The sequence below is a fragment of the Photobacterium minamisatsumaniensis genome (genome assembly GCF_050336695.1).
GTDB classification, from domain to species: Bacteria; Pseudomonadota; Gammaproteobacteria; order Enterobacterales; family Vibrionaceae; genus Photobacterium; species Photobacterium minamisatsumaniensis.
Genome location: NZ_JAKJSI010000044.1, coordinates 18,049 through 36,710 on the forward strand (window position 1 = coordinate 18,049; position 18,662 = coordinate 36,710).

13 protein-coding genes and 1 pseudogene are annotated in these 18,662 nt (G+C 43.8%); 6 read left to right on the forward strand and 8 right to left on the reverse strand.

Annotated elements, in window-relative coordinates:
• Window positions 1-16: 16 nt before the first annotated feature.
• The 3 genes from L4D78_RS21860 to L4D78_RS21870 are packed head-to-tail and all read left to right on the forward strand — an operon-like array spanning window position 17 to window position 2,350.
• The gene (locus L4D78_RS21860; protein ID WP_428468880.1) at window positions 17-367 is read left to right on the forward strand and encodes a PepSY domain-containing protein; all 351 of its coding nucleotides are present in this window, start codon (window positions 17-19) and stop codon (window positions 365-367) included.
• Window positions 364-1,023 (forward strand): response regulator transcription factor, encoded by a 660-nt coding sequence (locus tag L4D78_RS21865; protein ID WP_428468881.1) that lies wholly within the window; start codon window positions 364-366, stop codon window positions 1,021-1,023. The genes L4D78_RS21860 and L4D78_RS21865 overlap by 4 nt, the downstream gene beginning before the upstream one ends.
• Window positions 1,013-2,350, forward strand: a complete 1,338-nt coding sequence (locus L4D78_RS21870) for an ATP-binding protein (RefSeq protein ID WP_428468882.1) — start codon at window positions 1,013-1,015, stop codon at window positions 2,348-2,350. The genes L4D78_RS21865 and L4D78_RS21870 overlap by 11 nt, the downstream gene beginning before the upstream one ends.
• 79 nt (window positions 2,351-2,429) lie before the next feature.
• On the opposite strand, the gene L4D78_RS21875 is transcribed toward L4D78_RS21870, so the two are convergent.
• Complete coding sequence (locus L4D78_RS21875) at window positions 2,430-2,669, reverse strand: hypothetical protein (protein ID WP_428468883.1); 240 nt, start codon at window positions 2,667-2,669, stop codon at window positions 2,430-2,432.
• A gap of 221 nt (window positions 2,670-2,890) precedes the next feature.
• Between L4D78_RS21875 and L4D78_RS21880 the strand changes: the two genes are divergently transcribed.
• Entirely contained in the window at window positions 2,891-4,540 is a 1,650-nt protein-coding gene (locus L4D78_RS21880; protein ID WP_428468884.1) for a P-loop domain-containing protein, read from the forward strand.
• Between the two features lie 103 nt (window positions 4,541-4,643).
• On the opposite strand, the gene L4D78_RS21885 is transcribed toward L4D78_RS21880, so the two are convergent.
• The 4 genes from L4D78_RS21885 to L4D78_RS21900 form a co-directional block, all read right to left on the reverse strand.
• Window positions 4,644-5,618 (reverse strand): patatin-like phospholipase family protein, encoded by a 975-nt coding sequence (locus L4D78_RS21885; RefSeq protein WP_428468885.1) that lies wholly within the window; start codon window positions 5,616-5,618, stop codon window positions 4,644-4,646.
• Window positions 5,611-6,807: a DUF4056 domain-containing protein gene (locus tag L4D78_RS21890; RefSeq protein WP_428468886.1), complete on the reverse strand. Its 1,197-nt coding sequence runs from the start codon at window positions 6,805-6,807 to the stop codon at window positions 5,611-5,613. Before L4D78_RS21890 ends, L4D78_RS21885 begins: the two co-directional genes overlap by 8 nt.
• A 71-nt stretch (window positions 6,808-6,878) precedes the next feature.
• On the reverse strand, window positions 6,879-8,036 hold the full coding sequence (locus L4D78_RS21895) for a BamA/TamA family outer membrane protein (RefSeq protein WP_428468887.1): 1,158 nt from the start codon (window positions 8,034-8,036) through the stop codon (window positions 6,879-6,881).
• Window positions 8,037-8,049: 13 nt separating this feature from the next.
• Window positions 8,050-8,949 carry a hypothetical protein gene (locus tag L4D78_RS21900; RefSeq protein ID WP_428468888.1) on the reverse strand — a complete coding sequence of 300 codons (900 nt, stop codon included), beginning with the start codon at window positions 8,947-8,949 and terminating at the stop codon, window positions 8,050-8,052.
• 591 nt (window positions 8,950-9,540) lie between these two features.
• Here L4D78_RS21900 and L4D78_RS21905 point away from each other — a divergent pair.
• Window positions 9,541-10,701 (forward strand): glycosyltransferase, encoded by a 1,161-nt coding sequence (locus tag L4D78_RS21905; RefSeq protein ID WP_489686023.1) that lies wholly within the window; start codon window positions 9,541-9,543, stop codon window positions 10,699-10,701.
• On the forward strand, window positions 10,701-11,363 hold the full coding sequence (locus L4D78_RS21910) for an START domain-containing protein (RefSeq protein ID WP_428468890.1): 663 nt from the start codon (window positions 10,701-10,703) through the stop codon (window positions 11,361-11,363). The genes L4D78_RS21905 and L4D78_RS21910 overlap by 1 nt, the downstream gene beginning before the upstream one ends.
• A gap of 133 nt (window positions 11,364-11,496) precedes the next feature.
• Here L4D78_RS21910 and glgB read toward each other — a convergent pair whose 3' ends face one another.
• The 3 genes and pseudogenes from glgB to L4D78_RS21925 all read right to left on the reverse strand — a co-directional run bounded on the left by glgB (window position 11,497) and on the right by L4D78_RS21925 (window position 18,467).
• On the reverse strand, window positions 11,497-13,641 hold the full coding sequence (glgB, locus tag L4D78_RS21915) for a 1,4-alpha-glucan branching protein GlgB (RefSeq protein WP_428468915.1): 2,145 nt from the start codon (window positions 13,639-13,641) through the stop codon (window positions 11,497-11,499).
• A 55-nt stretch (window positions 13,642-13,696) separates the two neighbouring features.
• Window positions 13,697-15,880: a 4-alpha-glucanotransferase gene (gene malQ, locus L4D78_RS21920; protein WP_428468891.1), complete on the reverse strand. Its 2,184-nt coding sequence runs from the start codon at window positions 15,878-15,880 to the stop codon at window positions 13,697-13,699.
• A gap of 127 nt (window positions 15,881-16,007) precedes the next feature.
• A pseudogene (locus tag L4D78_RS21925) lies at window positions 16,008-18,467 on the reverse strand (glycogen/starch/alpha-glucan phosphorylase).
• Window positions 18,468-18,662 lie beyond the last annotated feature (195 nt).

Genomic DNA, 18,662 nt, shown 5'->3' on the forward strand with positions numbered 1-18,662 from the left:
CATTACAATTAATGTCATGAATATATCCAGAAAGTTTCTTACCCTATTCTTATTGGCTTTATTACTTACTTCGAAAGCTTACGCTAGCGTTGAGCTTGAAATTGATGAAGACCATGATGACGTTATGCAGGCTGTCCAGCAGGGGCTAATTCAACCCTATTCAGCACTTCAAGAAGTCGTTAGCAAGCAACTTCGAGGCCGAATTATAAAGGTTGAACTTGAAGAGGACGATGATATCTGGATTTATGAATTAAAACTTATCGACCCGAACAACAACATTGTCAAAGTAGAATATGAAGCCAAAACACTTTCTATTATTGAAATTAAAGGTCGCGCTCTCGAAAATGTCATCAAGGTATCTGAATGAAAATACTTGTCGTTGAAGATGAAGTCACACTTGGCGAACAAATTGTTGCCGGTTTAGAAAGTAACGGTTGGGTGGCGGAATTGTCCCCTGATGGTATTGATGCATTATACCGTGCGACATCTGAACCTTGGGACGGTATTATTCTGGATCTTGGTTTACCAAAATTAGATGGGTTAACCGTACTCAAAGGAATTCGAGACGAAAATGTATCGACACCTGTAATTATTTTGAGTGCTCGAAATGAGCTCACTCAGCGGGTAGAAGGACTCAATGCTGGCGCTGATGATTATTTAACCAAGCCTTTCCAAATGGTGGAACTTGTTGCTCGTCTGCGTGCACAACTTCGCCGTGCGACGGGTAACGCTTCACCGGTTATTCAAGTGGGAGGCCTCAGTTTAGATACCCGCAGCTCTAAGGTTATGCACAATGGCGAATGTATTGAACTGACTGCGCTTGAGTTTAAAGTGATTTCTTACATGATGCATAACGCAGATAAAGTTATCTCACGCACTGAACTCGTCGAGCATATTTATAAGCAAGATTTTGACCGAGACTCAAATACCATTGAAGTGTTTATTGGTCGTATACGCCGTAAAATTGGCAGTGATGTAATAAAAACAGTTCGTGGGCTTGGGTATCGCATAAATGCCGATTAAGCCTACCCTATCAACACAATCTAGCCTTCGCAGCCATCTACTGATTTCCTCATCAGTTTGGCTGCTGCTGATCACTTTTGCTGCTGGTTACATCGTTCCAAGCTTCATTAAAGATTATTTGGTTACACAAGAAAAGCACCAGCTCTACTTATACCTTGATGAGCTAACAGCTCAGGTTGATGTTGATGCAACGGGTAAACTCAGCCTCCCACAAAAAATATCGAATCCTCGCTTTCAACAACCCTATAGCGGCTTGTACTGGAGCCTAAGCGTTAACAATACGCAAATTCGCTCTCGCTCTTTATGGGATACAAAAATAACCGGTGATGAAGAGAGCGGTTATCAGGGCCCAAACGAACAGTCTTTGCTTACCGTAAAGCGTGAGTTTTATTTGCCAGAAGTTGATGAACCCGTTGAGTTAACCATTGCGGCAAACCAAGATCAATTGCTAAAAACACTTCATGAACTGACAAGAAGCTTTTGGGTCATATTGGCGATTATGTCTGGTGGGATTCTTCTGCTTATCACGCTACAGGTTAGTTGGTCGCTATGGCCACTTCTCCGACTGCAGGCGAAATTAAAGCAGGTTCGTAACGGTGAAGAAAAAGAACTGTCAGGTAGCTACCCAAAAGAAATCCGTCCGGTTGTTGATGATCTTAATGCACTACTTTTTCACTATCAAGAGATCCTAGAACGAGCAAGAAACCATGCTGGTAATCTTTCTCATGCTTTAAAAACCCCTATTGCCGTGCTCAATAACGACGTTGAACAATTACCTGAAGCTGCACAATCGAAGTTGCAGCCTACGCTCCAACAATTACAACAACAGATTGAATATCACCTTGGCCGCGCTCGTATGGCGGGGGCTGYGAACATTCTAGCCGCAAAGACAGCCCCTTCTGTACGGGTTGATGCCATCTCCATGGCGATGGATAAAGTTTATGCTCACCGTGGTGTTGTACTTGTGAACGAGCTCGATAGCGAGTTAGTTGTTGCTATAGAAAAGCGAGACCTTGATGAAATCATCGGCAACGTAATCGAAAATGGCTATAAGTGGGCAAATAACCTTGTTCGTATTCACCAAATTGATGGGGATAAAAAGACAATTAAGTTACTGATTGAAGATGATGGCCCGGGCATTGACAGCGCAGCTTATGAATCAGCAATAAAACGTGGCGTTAGGCTAGATGAAACGACACCAGGAACAGGACTTGGCCTTAACATCGTCAGTGAATTGGCACATAGCTACCGAGGAGGCCTTAAACTATCGAAAAGTACGCTTGGTGGCCTGTGTGTCGAGCTGACATTACCACTGCCACGCGAGTAAGCTATCGCCTATCGTTCAACGGTAACTATCGAGCAACAGTAACCTGCCCTGCAACGCTACTGATTGTTTTTAATATGAGCTAAACAGGCCAGAACGTTAAGTTTACAATGCGGATCACCACACCAATGACAAGCAGCGCGATACCTAACCGATAGCTTTTATATTCACCTGAGGTCATTTCGACACGCTTATAAAACATCTTCACTATGCCGCCCCAATCATGAGTGCGTTTCCCATACTGGGCGATGCTGACGGTAACCATTGCTAAACCAACTACCAACAAAGCCATCTGAACAGTAAACATTCCGGTTGCCAACATAAAACGCCCTTACCACTAATATTTAAAGCCTTAATAAACCGTAAAAGCACATGTTGTTCAATTAGACTTAGGTGGAATATCCCCCTCTAACCTAAACATTTATTCATCTTCTTACGAAATACACGCTTTTAGTGCGCCAAAGCACAAACTTTGTATGCTTAATGGGGTGGATTAGTGTAAAATCCGCTCCCCGGAATTTACAATGAAGATATCGAGGCATCATGCAATTACTCGAAGCAAAGTTACATAAAATTGACCGTCACAATTACCGCAGCTACACCAGCCTTCGCGGTGAATATCACTTCGTTGACTTCGATTTTTTCATCGATATCACTCAGGCTGACCCTTATGCGCCAGCATCCCGAGTTCGTGCACGCCGTAAATGGTCTTTAACTGATCTAGAGTGGCTTAAAGATCAATCTGCTGACTACCAGCGTGCGGCTCGTGACTTTATTGCGCGTCAATTTGCTGAACTAGCTCAACAGATTAACGACATTCAAATTGACCGTCCGGGCCAAACGGTTATTGACCGTACTGCTGTCGTATTCGACGATGATGCCCTTGAGCTACGTTTTCGTGTAAACCTGCCAGCAGATGGCAGAACGATTATTGCGAAGAAAACAGCTAATCTGCTTACATTCACAATGCCAAAAATCATTCGCCGTGCAACCATCGCCCGCGAATTGCCAATGGATGAGCTTAAACGCCATTGTGAGACAGTTGAAGATCAAGTTGCACTACGTCGCCAACTTGATGAAAAGAATTTAATGGCTTTCGTTGCTGACGGGAGTGTTTTACCTCGTCTAGCTGGTAACAGTGAATTACCACTAGCCGATGCAGTGCCATTTGTAAGCCCAGATAACCTAGCGGTTGAGCTGGAAGCACCGCATAAAGGTAAAATCCGCGGTATGGGCGTACCGAAAGGCATTACCATGATTGTTGGTGGTGGTTTCCATGGTAAGTCTACGCTGTTAAATGCAATTGAGAACTCTGTCTACGATCATATTCCGGGTGATGGTCGTGAGTACATTGTTGCAGACGAAACTGCCTCGAAAATTCGCGCTGAAGACGGCCGCTGTGTACACAATGTCGACCTTACCCCTTACATCAGCAATCTGCCGATGGGTAAAGATACCAGTATGTTTGCAACCCAAAATGCATCGGGTTCAACATCACAAGCGTCATGGCTACAAGAGTCGATTGAAGCGGGTTCTAATTCGTTGCTTATTGATGAAGATACATCAGCATCAAACTTCATGATCCGTGATGAGCGTATGCAAGCATTAATCGCGAAAAACGATGAGCCAATTACGCCGCTTGTTGACCGAATTTCACTGCTACGTGATCAACTTGGTGTGTCGGTATTACTCGTAATGGGTGGTTCTGGTGACTACCTTGATGTCGCAGATACCGTTATTCAGATGCATAACTATCAAGCTGTTGATGTAACAGCAAAAGCAAAAGAAGTGGTTGCTACTCACCCGACTCGCCGTCAGCTTGAAGGCTCAGAAGTGATCACTCGCCCACGTACTCGCCAGCTTAACCGTGCAGCCCTGAAAACGTTACTTGACGAAGGTAAATTCCGTATTCAGGTTAAAGGCAAAACATCAATGCGCTTTGGCCGTGAGCTTGTCAATTTACAAGCACTTGAGCAAGTTGCTGATTCAAGCCAGTTACACGCAATTGGCTGGCTATGGTTCCAGATGGCACAAATCAAAGGCTGGGAAAAATCACCAAGCAAAGCATTTGAAATGATGCTTTCAAATGATGAATGGTTCCGCTCTATGCCTAACTATGGTGACATTGCAAAACCTCGTACCATTGAGGTTATGGCAGTGCTGAACCGCATGCGCTGTGCTGAATTTAAATAAGATTCACCACACTCAAGCCATATAAAAAAACGATGAGGTGAAAGCCTCATCGTTTTTTTTAACATTGAACTTCAACGTCTCTAATTTAGCGAATAAAGCTTCGCTATTGATACAGTTTCATTAGTTCTGGCAACGCTTTCTTCATTGCCTCATAGCCGACATTCATTGCCGCCTCACGCTCTTTTGTCCCACCAAAGTTAATCAAGCTCGGATCAGGCGAGACTGGCGATAATACAATATCAGCACTTTCGATTTCGTCCTTGGTTGCAATACAGCTCTGAACCCAGAATGTGTTTGCCATGGTATCAACAGCAGTATATTTCAGTGGCGGTGGCAAACTACAGAATACATCAACGCCAATAACGATATCAGCACCGAGCTGACGGGCTGCGTAAACAGGGACTAAAGACAATACACCACCATCAACCAATATATCGCTATTATGATAAATCGGTACGAACACCCCAGGAACACTTGATGAAGTCTGCACCGCTTCACCAATATCACCCGCAGTAAACATAACGGCTTGTTGCTGGGTTAAATTCGTCGCGACAATCCCCGTTGGTATTGGAAGATCGCTGATATCATCATAGCCAGATTGCTTGTTAACCCACTTTGCGAGTGCTTTACCTTTAATTAGCCCCTTACGAGACAAGTTGAAATCAACGATTTGATGTTCAGAGAATTCAAACATCTTCCGTTCAACTTCCTCATAATCATGGCTACTGTATAGCGTCGCAGCAATAGCGCCAACCGATGTACCCGTAACGATATCAGCCTTAATACCAGCTTCTTCAAGTGCTTTCATCACTCCGAGGTGCATCATCCCACGTGAAGCCCCCCCACCAAACGCGATTGCAAGTTTAGGCTTCTCTGCTGAGAATTGCCCCTGCTCTTTCTGTGTCTGGAGATCTTGTTGCGTCTGGAGTCCATGCTGTGATTGAAGCTCTGGCTCTGACACATTAACAACGGTCAGATCATCATATTGATTAACTGTCGAGCAACCAGCTACCCCAAGAAATAATAAGGAAAGAATAACTGGGCGATAGTACTTGTTGTTCAACATTAATTTATTCACCTATAACTCCTAAGACTTTCAGATCAATACGATCTTGTTGCTCTGCGTATTCAGCAATTATTGGAAATTGAGTGTGGTCGATTCTATCTGACCATATCGCCTCTGGGATATGTGAAAATGTAGACGTATAATCAGGCGCAATTTCTAATACCAGTAATGCTATTTTATCAAGCTCCAACCCCTCTACCATTGCAGGCAACGACAATACTGTTGGTGCAGATGTCGCGAGCTTAAACATATCTGAGTTCTGATCATCACCCACCAGCACTTGCGGTAAAAGGTATGGTACTTGCTGATCCCCTAAGCCGTAATGTCGTTTTAGTACCATATACTTATTAGGTATCGCTTCTTGTGATGACCACCATACTCCATCAACCGCCGATAACACGTCTTTAGCCTGTGATTTGTCAACCGCACCTAACTCGCGTAATGATGCATTCAACCACAGTGTTAAATTCTGATTATATTGGATTTCACTTAGCATTTTACGCTGTTGAATCAATGCTAACGTCAACTTTGCACCGAGCATGTTGGAGTACAAATCTTCAATTGAGTATGCCGATATAGTCTCAGGCCACCGGCTAAAGCTACTATAGCCATGCCACTGTGCAATTTCATGTGACTCGGCTTTGAAATAAGCAAGTCTTGCAGCTAAATGCGCTGATAACTGCCATTTTTGTTCATCGCTTAATGTGCTTGTATCAAAGGCTTTCAATTCGATATAGCGAGGCCCAAGCTCTGCGGGTAGTTCAATACGATGGGCTTTACCCAAATTCGCTAAAATTTCAAAAAATAACGCGATTGTATCATCAGCAGTGTCTCGTATATGAGCAAGGTCGATAAACCCACCATGCTTAGCATAGAGCAAACCATTATTTTCCCCACCTGCAATACTTAACGCAGAAGCTGATGACGGTGTGTAATAATAAATACCACTCGCAAATTTATGTGGCCCAAGATCATCAATTTCAATTACATTGTTTAAACGGAAAAAAGGAATTGGAATTGGTCCCAGCTTTACTTTCTGCATGTCGCCAAATGCGCAGCATGGACGCACATTTTGAGGCACGGAAAAATCTGGGTAGCTTGCTTGATCAAGGCGCCAAGTCTGAGGCGAAAGTGGTTTCCCCTTGAGCATACTAGCGACACCTGCCTCATCAGGAATGGCATAAGTAGACCAAGTGTTCATCGTACAACCGTTAATAAATAACGTTACGACGACCATAAGGAATGCTCGTACTAAGACATTTTTCATGATAATTAAAACGCTTCGTTGATGGCAAAATAAAAGCCACTTTGGTCATTACCAAAGCCCATATCTAAACGTAAATTAACTCGCTGTTTGATCTCAAATCGGTAGCCAATACCAACAGAAGTCAACCATTTTTCTTGGCCTAATTCATCAAACTCATCGGCTAAGGTACCCGCGCCTAGCCAATACACCATGCCGTGACGACCAGATAGAGGCTGGCGATACTCTATTTGAGATAACAGCATGTTTTTATCGCGGTAATGTCCTTGCTCGTATCCACGCAATGCTTCAGCACCACCAAGCAATGCCATTTGATCCCAGCTCACATCACCAAAGTTAGACTCAAATCGGGTTTGCCATGCTAATACACCAGGAATAGCCGAAAGTGAGTAGTATTCGCTATAATTCAAGCCTACGCGCTCAAAGTCATTATCTGAGCCAAACGCTGTATTGAAGTTATGATATTCAAGCTGAACTAAACGCCCTTCGGAAGCATTTAGGGCAAAATCACGTGAATCATAAGATACCGTCAGCATCATCCCTGCGTTGTACTGCTTCTCAGGAAAATCAGCAATATCTTGCCCAATCCAGCTATTATCAGACTCTTGCTGCTTTACTTTAGACGCTTCGTTCCGTGAAGCTTCAAATCCCCCGCCAATGTACGTATTCGGTAAAACTTGTACGAGTCCGGTCATTGAAGCCGCGTAAGTACGTCGGTCATAATCAACCCGAGAATTATTCCTGCCAGCTTGTACACCAACACCATAGAAAATATCAGGTGAATCCATTATTTCAGCGTTAACAAAAACCCTGTATTTGTCTTGCTTAAGGTAATTCGAATTACTAACTGCGACCCCGTAAGCACCGTTAATCGAACCGAAACCATTAATCGTTATTGAACTCGGTTGAGAAACAGTGTCATTCAAATCAGGTAGATACAAACCAACAGCTGAAACACCAATACCAAACTCTTTCTCTGGCGTATAAAACGGCCCTGGCATAACACTCCAATCTACCCCTTTATCTGGGTTAAATTGACCATCAGCACCGAGCTCAAGCAGCATATTATTAAGCCACTGTTGATAACGCTGATAAGGCGTTAAATCTTGATCAGCATACACACTCGTAGAAAAGAGCAAAATCGATATAGGAACAATATGTTTCATTATGAATTTCTACTTAGAATCGGCGGCTAACAGCAAAGAATAATGTTTCTCGAGGGCCAAAACCCGCTTCCATTAACACATCCCAGTCGCGATTGAAGGCGTACTGAAAACCTACAACACCGTTCCATTTTTCATCCGCACTTTGACTGACTTCAAACTTACCGTCAGGGGCAAGTTCATCGATAACTCTCTCTAACGCAGAAGGTAAGCCTAAGCTTTTAAGATCGCCCGACAAGTATTGCTGTACATCTTGATACATCGCACCGGTGAAAACTCGAAGTTCACGACCGCCACCATATTCCCAGCGGTACCCCACGCGAGGTGCAGCAACAAAGGTTTTAATGTTGCCATCAATCGCAGAAATGCTGGTATAGGTATAATTCATATCAAGTAATGCAAACCAGTTGCCTACACCACCGGCTAGCGTCGTACCAATACCATAGGTTCCGCCGTCCATATCCAACTCAAACATGGCGGTGTCAGGTAATTCCCCACCAACAGAATCAAGCAAACGACATAGTGCTTTATTACCTAAACCAGGCACAGATGCATGATCACAGCTAACCGAGTTGATTCTTGCCTTACTTGTTCCTTGTGTATAACCAAGAATGCCGTAGACGTTCATGAATGGGAAAACCCAAACATCACCGCGAAACGTGATATTTGACCCCGTAAAATCAGCATGATTCGCATCAACATCGAGGGCTTCCAATACTGGGTGCCCTATCAGGTTGATACTATTCACTGTAATAGGGTTACTCATGTCCATATATGACACAGAGAAACCATAAGGTTTTGGCAGTGTATGACCTAACTTTTCTGCTTCACTTCCCCAAATTGGAAAAAAAGATTCTTGTGCAAAAACCTTTGAAGTAAAGAAAGTGGCAATTAACAGTAAAACTTTTATTTTCAAAATCATATCTCAATTATCGAGTAAGCCACCTTCCTTGGCTACGTTGCGTATGCATAATTGCATTATGAAACTTAACAGGTACTTAATTGCACAGCAGTCAATTATTTTTCAGTACATAATTTCAGCCGCACCATTTGGGCGGTGAATCATATAGATTAAACCGAGGTTTGACCAGTGAGAATTTCTCTATTGCCTACAATGGCGTACTATCATGTACTGGCTACTAAGACGGCCAAGCCTCGAAAAAGACGACAAATTAAAAATGTTATTTGATAAAAAAACAAGTAACTCACCGCATAACTTTATGCTCAATGGGCAACCTTGCCTGTCTGGCTAGCTGTCGCGAGACAAAATGCGGAGAAAGATGATTGTGTGTTTCATGGAGGATAAAAAAGTTCAGCTAGACGCAATGCTGATATTGTCAACGTTAGACCTTAGCTACCTAGTCAACACTGTCTATGTTTCAATACCTTTTTAATTAAACGTTGTACTTTTTTGCATTTAATTAAACACCAGTCAATTGAAGTTCAGCAAAAGTGTTTAATCTTAGCATTCAGGTTGTGAATAATTTATTTTAGACAGGTTTTATTTATGGTTTTACTCGCTTTAACCATCCTTTCGTTAATCGGGGTGGTCATCTTTTTAATCAAGCTTGGTATATTAGCTGGACACCGGGTGCACATAAGACTAGGCGAACATTCTAGAGCTAACTGGCCGAGTGTCACTGTCGTGATTCCTGCGCGTAATGAAGAGCACAACCTTAACGTCTCACTCGGTAGCATTCTTGAGCAGGATTATCCAACAGATAAACTTGAAGTGATTGTTGTCGATGACTTTTCTGAAGATGGTACCCGAAAAGTCGCCGAAACATTGATGTCGAACAGTCAATTCAACGCGCGTTGTATCAGTGGTCGCCCACTGCCTAAAGGCTGGATTGGTAAGAGTAATGCCTGCATGGCGGGTGCTTTACAAGCTACAGGCGACTATATCTTTTTTATTGATGCCGATACAAACTCAGAGAAAGGCATGTTAAAAAGCGTTATGGATTTCGCTTTAACAAAACAGATTGATCTACTTTCGTTCAATCCTCGCCAGCTCATGGTTTCTGCCGCTGAAAAGAACTTGTTACCGGGCCTGTTTTTATCTATCGCCTCTTATATGAAATTTCATGAGTCGAACGATCCAAAAAAAGAAGAAGCGATTGCCAACGGTCAAGCGATGCTGTTTAAAACCAGCGCATACCAAGCTGTGGAAGGGCATACCGTTGTTGCCTCTGAGATCTCTGAAGATCTAGCCTTTGCTAAAGCCATGAAAACCCGTGGGTTTAATATTTTCTGGGCGTTTGCTGATGATCTGATGAGTACACGCATGTATACCAGTGCCGAAGAGATTTGGCACGGTTTCTCGAAGAACATGAACCGAATCGTGGAAACCAATGACTTAACCAGTGTTATTGCATCGGCAGGTAAATCACTCTTCATCGCATGGTCCACCCCTATTCTATTTCTATTGTCATGGTTTGCTTACAATAACGATCCAACGCTATTCGCCCAAATTAGCTTTGGCCTCAACGCTGTCATGTTAGTTGTACTGATCATTACATACGCAGTGCTTGTGGCTCAGTTATTTGTACCTGTGGTCTATGCTGTGTTTGTCCCATTTGGGATCTCTTTACAGGGTTTATTAATCATAAACTCGTACCGCTTAGCAAAACAGAAGTCCATTTCTTGGAAAGGACGCGTGGTCGAATAATGAACAAAATCCTATTTAGCCTCATTACACTGTTTTCTTTTCAAGGCGTATCTGCTCAGGCCTTCACACAAGAAGCCCCGTGGAAAAACGTGCGTGATCGTAATGATATACAAGTATACAACCGCTCCATTGAAGGAAGTGACTTCAAAGAGTTCATGGCACAAACAACAGTAAACGCCGATCTCAGTACTATCATCGCTGTCTTTGAGGATACCAAAGCTGGTATCGATTGGGTTGAGAACGTCGATGAAATGCATACCGAGAAGGTGATAAGTGAGTCAGAGACCATTACCGTAACACTCAGCAAGGCACCATGGCCTGTTGCCGACCGTGATGCCGTTGTACTTAATAAAACGACTCAAAATCCAGATTCTTTAGCCGTTACCCTTAAACAAAAAGGTATTCCAGACTATTTGCCACTAAAGGAAGGCGTTGTAAGGGTAAAGAGTCTTACAAGTCGTTGGGTGTTTACCCCTGTGAGCGATACTGTTACGCACGTTCACTATCAGGTACTTACTGACCCAGGGGGTAAGCTACCCGCGTGGTTAATCAACCTTGTATCAGTCTCTCAGCCATATAACAGCCTGCTGGGGCTAAAAGAGATGGTAAAACAAGAGAAATACCAAAATCGCCACTTCCCGCATATTGTTAACCATCCATAAGCTGATTTACGCTTAAGGTATTATCAACTTATCTCAGGACAGGCCACCGATATAAAAAAAGCCCATCGCTCTCGCTATGGGCTTTTTATCTATCAATTGTCAACGTGCCTTAGGCACGGTACAAGCTGACAAGTTAGCTATTAAAACGCAAAATCATTGTCGACAATGGTGGCAAATCAATCACAAGTGAGTTATCTAAACCGTGAGAGCTTACCTCTTGGGTTTCGACAACGCTTTTCACTGGTGAACCACTACCCCAGTATTTTTCATCGTCACTGTTAATCAGTAACTCATATTCACCGGCTTTTGGCACACCAAAGGTGTAGCCATCACGAGGCACTGGCGTGAAGTTAGATATCACTAACACCTTGTCACCATTTAGTGCTAAGCGCTCGTGAGCAAGAATGCTATTTTCTGCATCGTCTTGTACACGCCACTCGAAGCCAGCAGGATCGCAATCTTGTTCATGCAATGCAGGCACAGACGTATAAAGATGGTTTAGATCTTTGACTAACGCTTGCATGCCGCTGTGACGAGGGTATTGCAGCCAATGCCACTCTAGTTGACCTTCATGTGCCCACTCTGCACTTTGTGCAATCTCAGCGCCCATGAAATTCAACTTTTTACCCGGTTGTCCGTACATGTAACCCATGTAAGCGCGCAGATTGGCTGATTTTTGCCATTCATCACCCGGCATTTTATCCAGCATTGACCCTTTGCCGTACACCACTTCATCATGCGACAGTGATAACACATAGTTTTCACTATAGGCATAAACCATTGGGAAAGTAATGGTATCGTGATGATAGCGGCGGTGGACAGGCTCTTCTTGAATATACGATAAACTATCGTGCATCCAACCCATATTCCACTTAAAGCCAAAACCTAAACCGCCCATATCTGTTGGTTTAGTCACACCAGAGAATGCTGTCGACTCTTCTGCAATGGTCATTGCGTTCGGATATAAACGGTATACTTCTTCGTTCATCCAACGTAATAAACTGACCGCATCAAAGTTTACATTGCCGCCTTCATGATTCGGGATCCACTGGTCATGCTCACGGGAATAATCCAAGTAAAGCATCGACGCAACCGCATCAACACGTAAGCCATCAATGTGGTAATGTTCAAACCAGAACAATGCATTCGAGACTAAGAAACGGCGAACATGATCACGACCGTAGTCGTAGATGTAGCTTTGCCAATCTTGGTGCCAACCGCGACGTGGGTCTGGGTCATTAAATAATGGCGTACCATCAAAATTTGCGAGGCCATGATCATCCGATGGGAAATGAGCAGGAACCCAATCAAGTACGACGCCAATATTGGCCTGATGACACATATCGACGAAATACTTAAAATCATCTGGCGAACCATAACGGCTGCTTGGTGCAAACAAGCCAATTGGCTGATAGCCCCAAGAACCATAAAATGGGTGCTCTGATACCGGCATTAATTCAACATGGGTGTAACCCATATCACTTAAATAAGGGATCAGCTCTTCGGCAAGCTCACGATAATTAAGCAGTTCGCCTTGATCATTGGTTTTCCATGAACCTGCATGTAGCTCATAGAAAGACAATGCCTGCTGGTGTTTTACCGATACAGGACGGTTCTGCCACTGAGTATCTTGCCATTGGTATTGGCTCTGATCATACACTTTTGATGCAAACGACGGGTACTGCTCAGAATGATAACCCCAAGGATCAGCTTTATGAGGAAGCCCTTTTCCTTGGCTGTCTTTCAGTTCAAACTTATACAGCTCATCCGCTTCAAGTTCCGGAACAAATAATCCCCAGATCCCATCATCTAAGCGCTGCATAGGGTGACGACGGCCGTCCCATGCATTAAATTCCCCAATAACGCTAACAGCAGACGCATGCGGTGCAAAAACAAGAAAGCGTACACCTGAAATTGGCTTGCTGCCTCGATTCAAGGTAATAAGTTGAGCACCCATTTCGCTATGCATTTGCGAAGGCGTACTCAATAACTCATTCGATTGAATCAGGTTATGGAATTGGTAAGGGTCATAAATCGTCTGTTCGCCATGTGGCCAGCTAACGACAAGTTGATATAAAGCAGTGGTAAAATCGGTGTCACCCTCAAAAACAAAGCCGCTATCTCCTTCGCGACTAAGGGTAAAACGCGCACCGTTTTCAGTAATTGCAACGACACTATCAGCGCCAGGAAGATAAACGCGCAATGCGACTTCCTTAGACTGATACTGAGGGCCTAAAAATGAAAATGGGTCTGAAAATGCAGCCCTTTCGAGCTGCATGTAATCCTTATCACTGCGGGTCACTTTCAATGTGTCCAACGCATTACTCCTGATATTATGATTTTTGTGATGCTTGTTCTCGTGTTTCCGTTAAACGTTGAGTCAAGTCAACAATGTTCTGACGAGTAAATATGTCATCTAAAGTAGTCGACAACTTACGGCGCCAGTTAGGGTACTCATCAACCGTACCTGGAATGTTGACTGGCTGATCCATTTCTAGCCAATCTTCAAGTTGAAGGCTTAACAGTGCGCTAGCACTTGCTGCTAAATGCAATTGCATTGCTTCACTCAGGTGACGATCCATTGGAACATATGCAGCATTATGCCCAATCCCTTCAGGAAGATAACCATGCCAAGCCAAACTATCAAGGATTTTTTGCTTACTTTCGGCACGAGCATCGAACAAACCTTCAAGCTGCTCTTTGTTAGGGTAGATACCTAACTCTTCACCCATTTTCAAATCATCACAGTGCCAAAAACCACGTAACGTTGGCATATCATGTGTACAAAGGGCTGCCATTGATTGGTCTGCATAATGTTTTGGCGAGTAAAAGCCACCATCTTCTGCAGTTTCGAAGAAAAATACTTTATACGAGTGAATACCTGCTGTGGCGAGTTTTTCAACGATTTCATCAGGCACAGTGCCCAAATCTTCACCAATAACAGTACATTGATGACGATGGCTCTCTAAGGCCAAAATTGCCATCATATCTTCAACGGGGTAGTACATGTACGCCCCATTTTCTGCCGACTCACCCTTTGGTATCCACCATAAGCGTAATAAACCCAGTACATGGTCAATACGCAGTGCGCCACAGCTACGCATATTGGCACGAAGTAGCTGAATAAAGGGTTCATAAGCACGTTCTTTCAGTACTTCAGGGTTTAACGGTGGTAAGCCCCAGTTTTGACCCAGAGGGCCTAAGATATCAGGTGGTGCGCCTACGCTCACATCCTGACAAAGCGCGCCATGATCAGCCCATGTCTCAGAACCTGAATCACAGACACCGACAGCCAGATCACGGTAGAGACCCATTGCCATGCCTTTTTCTTCGGCTAACTCGTTCACTTCAGCCAGCTGAGTATCAGCAATCCACTGAAGGTACATGAATAATTGTACTTTCGAATAATTCTTCTTGATAAAACTCTGAACAGCAGCATTATCGAAATGGCGGTACTCTTCAGGGAAGACAGGCCAGCCCCAAGTATTGTCATCTTGTTTTTTCAGTTCGGCATGCAGCGCATCGAATGCAGCTTGATGAAGCAGGCTTTCGCCACCCTCTTCAACAAAGTGTTGGAACTGCTGAGCACGTACTGAATTTTTTGATAAATGGCGCTCACTGAATGTTGAGAACAATAGCGGTAATACTGCCATTTTCAGACAAGACACTTCACTGTAGTTCACCCAATTAGCATCACGCGCATCACTCAAACGTTGCTGAAACTCAGGGCTACCCACAAGTTGTTGGGCTTCATCACATTGAGCAAACTCACTGACCGAGCTTACATCAATGTACATCAGGTTTAACCAACGACGCGATGAAGGGCTATATGGGCTTGCACCTTCAGGGTTAGCTGGGAATAAAGAGTGGATAGGGTTAAGACCCACAAAGTCGCCACCACGAGCAGCAACATCGGCAACCAATTGTTTTAGATCACCAAAATCACCGATACCCCAGTTATGGTTCGTACGGATTGAATAAAGTTGAACGCTTGTGCCCCACACTTTCTTATCATTAAGCAATGCTTCCTGCTTATAACAAGACACCGGAGTAACAATTAATGTCATTTCAAATGGTGTTTTACGACGTTTACGGAAAACGTCTAACTTGTGGTACCCCAACTCAAGGTCATTTGGCAGAGCAAATAATAAGGTTCCGCCCTCTGCACGGGTGTCTGAAACAAGTTGAGATTGAAGCCAACCTTCTAGTACTTCTCCTTGTTCGGTTTCTAAACGCCAGCTAAAGTCACTAATACGTGCACTTTGACCAAGGTGCATTTCAATATGCATTGCTTCGCCGCTACGAATAACTTTAACTGGTGCCAAGACATCTGGACGCTGCTTTTTATTCGCTGACTCTAGCAGGGTTTCATCATTTTTTGTGTCGTAACCTAGCGCCTTTAATAGGTAACGAATGGTATCGCTTTCAACGTTAGCATCGTCGCCCCAAGCACTTACATAACTATCGGCAATACCAGCCATGTCAGCAACTTGTTTTAATACTTGATTATCTTTCATCGTTCTCTCCGATAGCAGCCTTTCAGCTGCTACGATGTTAGGGTATTGCTGATATCCGTTTAGAGGTGATACCAACCTGAAGTGAGCCAGCCAATTCAGGTTGGTACTCATACGCTTTAAGTGTTAATTAACGCTTTACTGGCTCTAGCTTCCAGATGTTATTGGCGTAGTCACGAATACTACGGTCTGAACTGAATTTGCTCATTAATGCTGTATTTAGAATTGCTTTCCGTGCCCATGTTTTCTGGTCACGTTATTCAGCATCAATTTTCTCTTGTGTTTTCACGTAATCTGCAAAGTCAGCCAGTACTAAGTATGGGTCGCCGCCGTCTAACAGGTTATGGCGAATAGCAGCCAATTGACCTGGTTTACCTGGGGTAAACTCATCCGTTTCCAATAAATCCATCGCTGCGCGCAGTAAGCTATCAGCATGGTAATAACGGTAAGGGTCGTAGCCCTCTTCTTTTAGTTTTTGTACTTCATCAACCAGTAGGCCAAAGATGAAGATATTTTCGTCACCCACTTCTTCACGCATTTCAACGTTCGCACCATCCATCGTACCGACAGTTAATGCACCGTTCATTGCGAACTTCATGTTACCTGTACCCGATGCTTCTTTACCTGCAGTTGATATTTGCTCTGATACATCAGCGGCAGGGAATAGAATTTCAGCAAGACTTACGCGGTAATCAGGAATGAATACAACTTTTAGCTTGCCGCCTAAACGCGGGTCGTCATTCACTTTCTCTGCAACTTTGTTAATTGCGAAGATAATGTCTTTTGCCAATGCATAACCTGGTGCTGCTTTCGCACCAAAGAAGAATACACGTGGGTGCATGTCGAACGTTGGGTCGTTCAGAAGACGGTGGTAAAGTGCCAGGATATTAAGCAAGTTAAGGTGCTGACGCTTGTACTCGTGTAGGCGTTTAATTTGGATATCAAAGATCGCATCAGTATCAAGTTCAATACCCATGTTTTCTTCAACCCAATCAGCTAAACGCTGCTTGTTCTCTTTCTTCACTGCCATGTAACGTTTTTGGAACGCTGCATCGTCAGCAAATTTCTCTAGCCCAGCAATTTTTTCAAGTTTCGCAGGCCAATCGTTACCCACTTTCTCGCTAATTAACGCAGAAAGACCTGGGTTACAATATTTGATCCAGCGACGTGGCGTTACGCCGTTAGTCACGTTTTGAAGGCGACCAGGGAATAGCTCATTAAACTCAGGGAACAGATCGCGCTTAACCAACTCTGAGTGTAATGCTGCTACACCGTTAACGGCATAAGTACTGACTACACACAAGTTAGCCATGCGAACCATACGCTGTGGGCCTTCTTGAATGATAGAAAGCTTGCGCTTCACTTCATTGTTGCTCGGCCAAGTTGCCTCAACCTGCTTCATGAAGCGGTGGTTTATTTCAAAGATAATTTCCATATGACGAGGAAGCATTTGTTGAATAAGTGCTTCACTCCACGTTTCTAGTGCCTCAGGCAATAGTGTGTGGTTTGTATAGGCAAATGTCTTCGACGAAATAGCCCAAGCAGCGTCCCAACCTAATTTGTATTCATCAATCAGAATACGCAATAGCTCTGGAATCGCGATAGTTGGGTGAGTATCGTTAAGCTGAATTGTCTCAAGCTGAGACAGCTCTTCAATTTTGTTACCAGCAGCGAAGTGGCGACGTAGAATATCACCAATTGAACATGCACAATGGAAGTACTGCTGCATTAGACGCAGTGCTTTACCTTGGTCATGGTTATCATTTGGGTACAATACTTTTGTAACGTTACCCGCTTCTAAAGCTGAATATTGTGCACCTACATAGTCGCCATCATTGAAGCGGGCTAGGTTAAATGGTGCATTTGAACGGCATTCCCAAAGACGCAGTGGGTAAACACTGTCGTTATCGTAACCAACGATTGGGAGATCCCAAGCAATACCTTCAACGCTCATTGCAGGAACCCAACGGCGACATTCAACACCATTTTCGTCTGTGTAAGCTTCAACATGGCCGTAAAGGCTAACTTCTTGTGTTAATTCAGGGCGAATAACTTCCCAAGGGTAACCTTCAATACCACGCCATGCATCTGGTGCTTCAACCTGACGACCATCTTCAAATGACTGGCGGAATAAACCGTATTCATAGTGAAGGCCGTAACCGACAGCTGGGTATTCTTGTGCCGCTAACGAATCCATGAAACATGCGGCTAAGCGGCCTAAACCACCATTGCCTAGTGCAGGGTCACGTTCTTCTTCAAGTAAGTCAGTTAAGTTCTGACCCATCTCTTCCATTGCTGATGAAACATTTTCATAAAGGCCCATGCTGATTAGGTTGTTACCTGTCAGACGGCCAATTAAGAATTCAAGAGACAGATAATTAACACTGCGGGCTTTTTCTTCAGCCAACTTCTGCTCAGTCGCTAATAGATTACCTGTGCTAATTTCTGCTAACGCACGACCCATTGCCATATACCAGCTACGTGGTGTCGCCGTTTCAGTTGTGTTTGCGTAAGTTGCACTTAAATGCTTCTCTACAGATGCTTTAAATGCTGCTTTATCAAATTGTTGTGCCTGACCATTTTTTGACATGGTTCAATCTCTCTCTAGGATTATTTCCAACTGGGGACTATGTTGCCTTTATTTATAGGCTAAAACATCCTCCTGACAAATGGAGGAGGAGGGAGGAGGATTAAGGGCGTAGCTACGCCTCTCCCCCCCTTTCTGTGACCATCAGCAAAGAATCGGGGTGTAGAAGCACACAACGACAACATCAAATGCAATCTG

Bases quoted from the DNA above. Each gene is read 5' to 3' on its own strand.
- L4D78_RS21865 (WP_428468881.1), top strand. From the start codon at position 364: ATGAAAATACTTGTCGTTGAAGATGAAGTCACACTTGGCGAACAAATT.
- L4D78_RS21860 (WP_428468880.1), top strand. From the start codon at position 17: ATGAATATATCCAGAAAGTTTCTTACCCTATTCTTATTGGCTTTATTA.
- glgB (WP_428468915.1), bottom strand. From the start codon at position 13,641: ATGCAGCTCGAAAGGGCTGCATTTTCAGACCCATTTTCATTTTTAGGC.
- malQ (WP_428468891.1), bottom strand. From the start codon at position 15,880: ATGAAAGATAATCAAGTATTAAAACAAGTTGCTGACATGGCTGGTATT.
- L4D78_RS21875 (WP_428468883.1), bottom strand. From the start codon at position 2,669: ATGTTGGCAACCGGAATGTTTACTGTTCAGATGGCTTTGTTGGTAGTT.
- L4D78_RS21890 (WP_428468886.1), bottom strand. From the start codon at position 6,807: ATGAACACTTGGTCTACTTATGCCATTCCTGATGAGGCAGGTGTCGCT.
- L4D78_RS21880 (WP_428468884.1), top strand. From the start codon at position 2,891: ATGCAATTACTCGAAGCAAAGTTACATAAAATTGACCGTCACAATTAC.
- L4D78_RS21910 (WP_428468890.1), top strand. From the start codon at position 10,701: ATGAACAAAATCCTATTTAGCCTCATTACACTGTTTTCTTTTCAAGGC.
- L4D78_RS21895 (WP_428468887.1), bottom strand. From the start codon at position 8,036: ATGAAACATATTGTTCCTATATCGATTTTGCTCTTTTCTACGAGTGTG.
- L4D78_RS21905 (WP_489686023.1), top strand. From the start codon at position 9,541: ATGGTTTTACTCGCTTTAACCATCCTTTCGTTAATCGGGGTGGTCATC.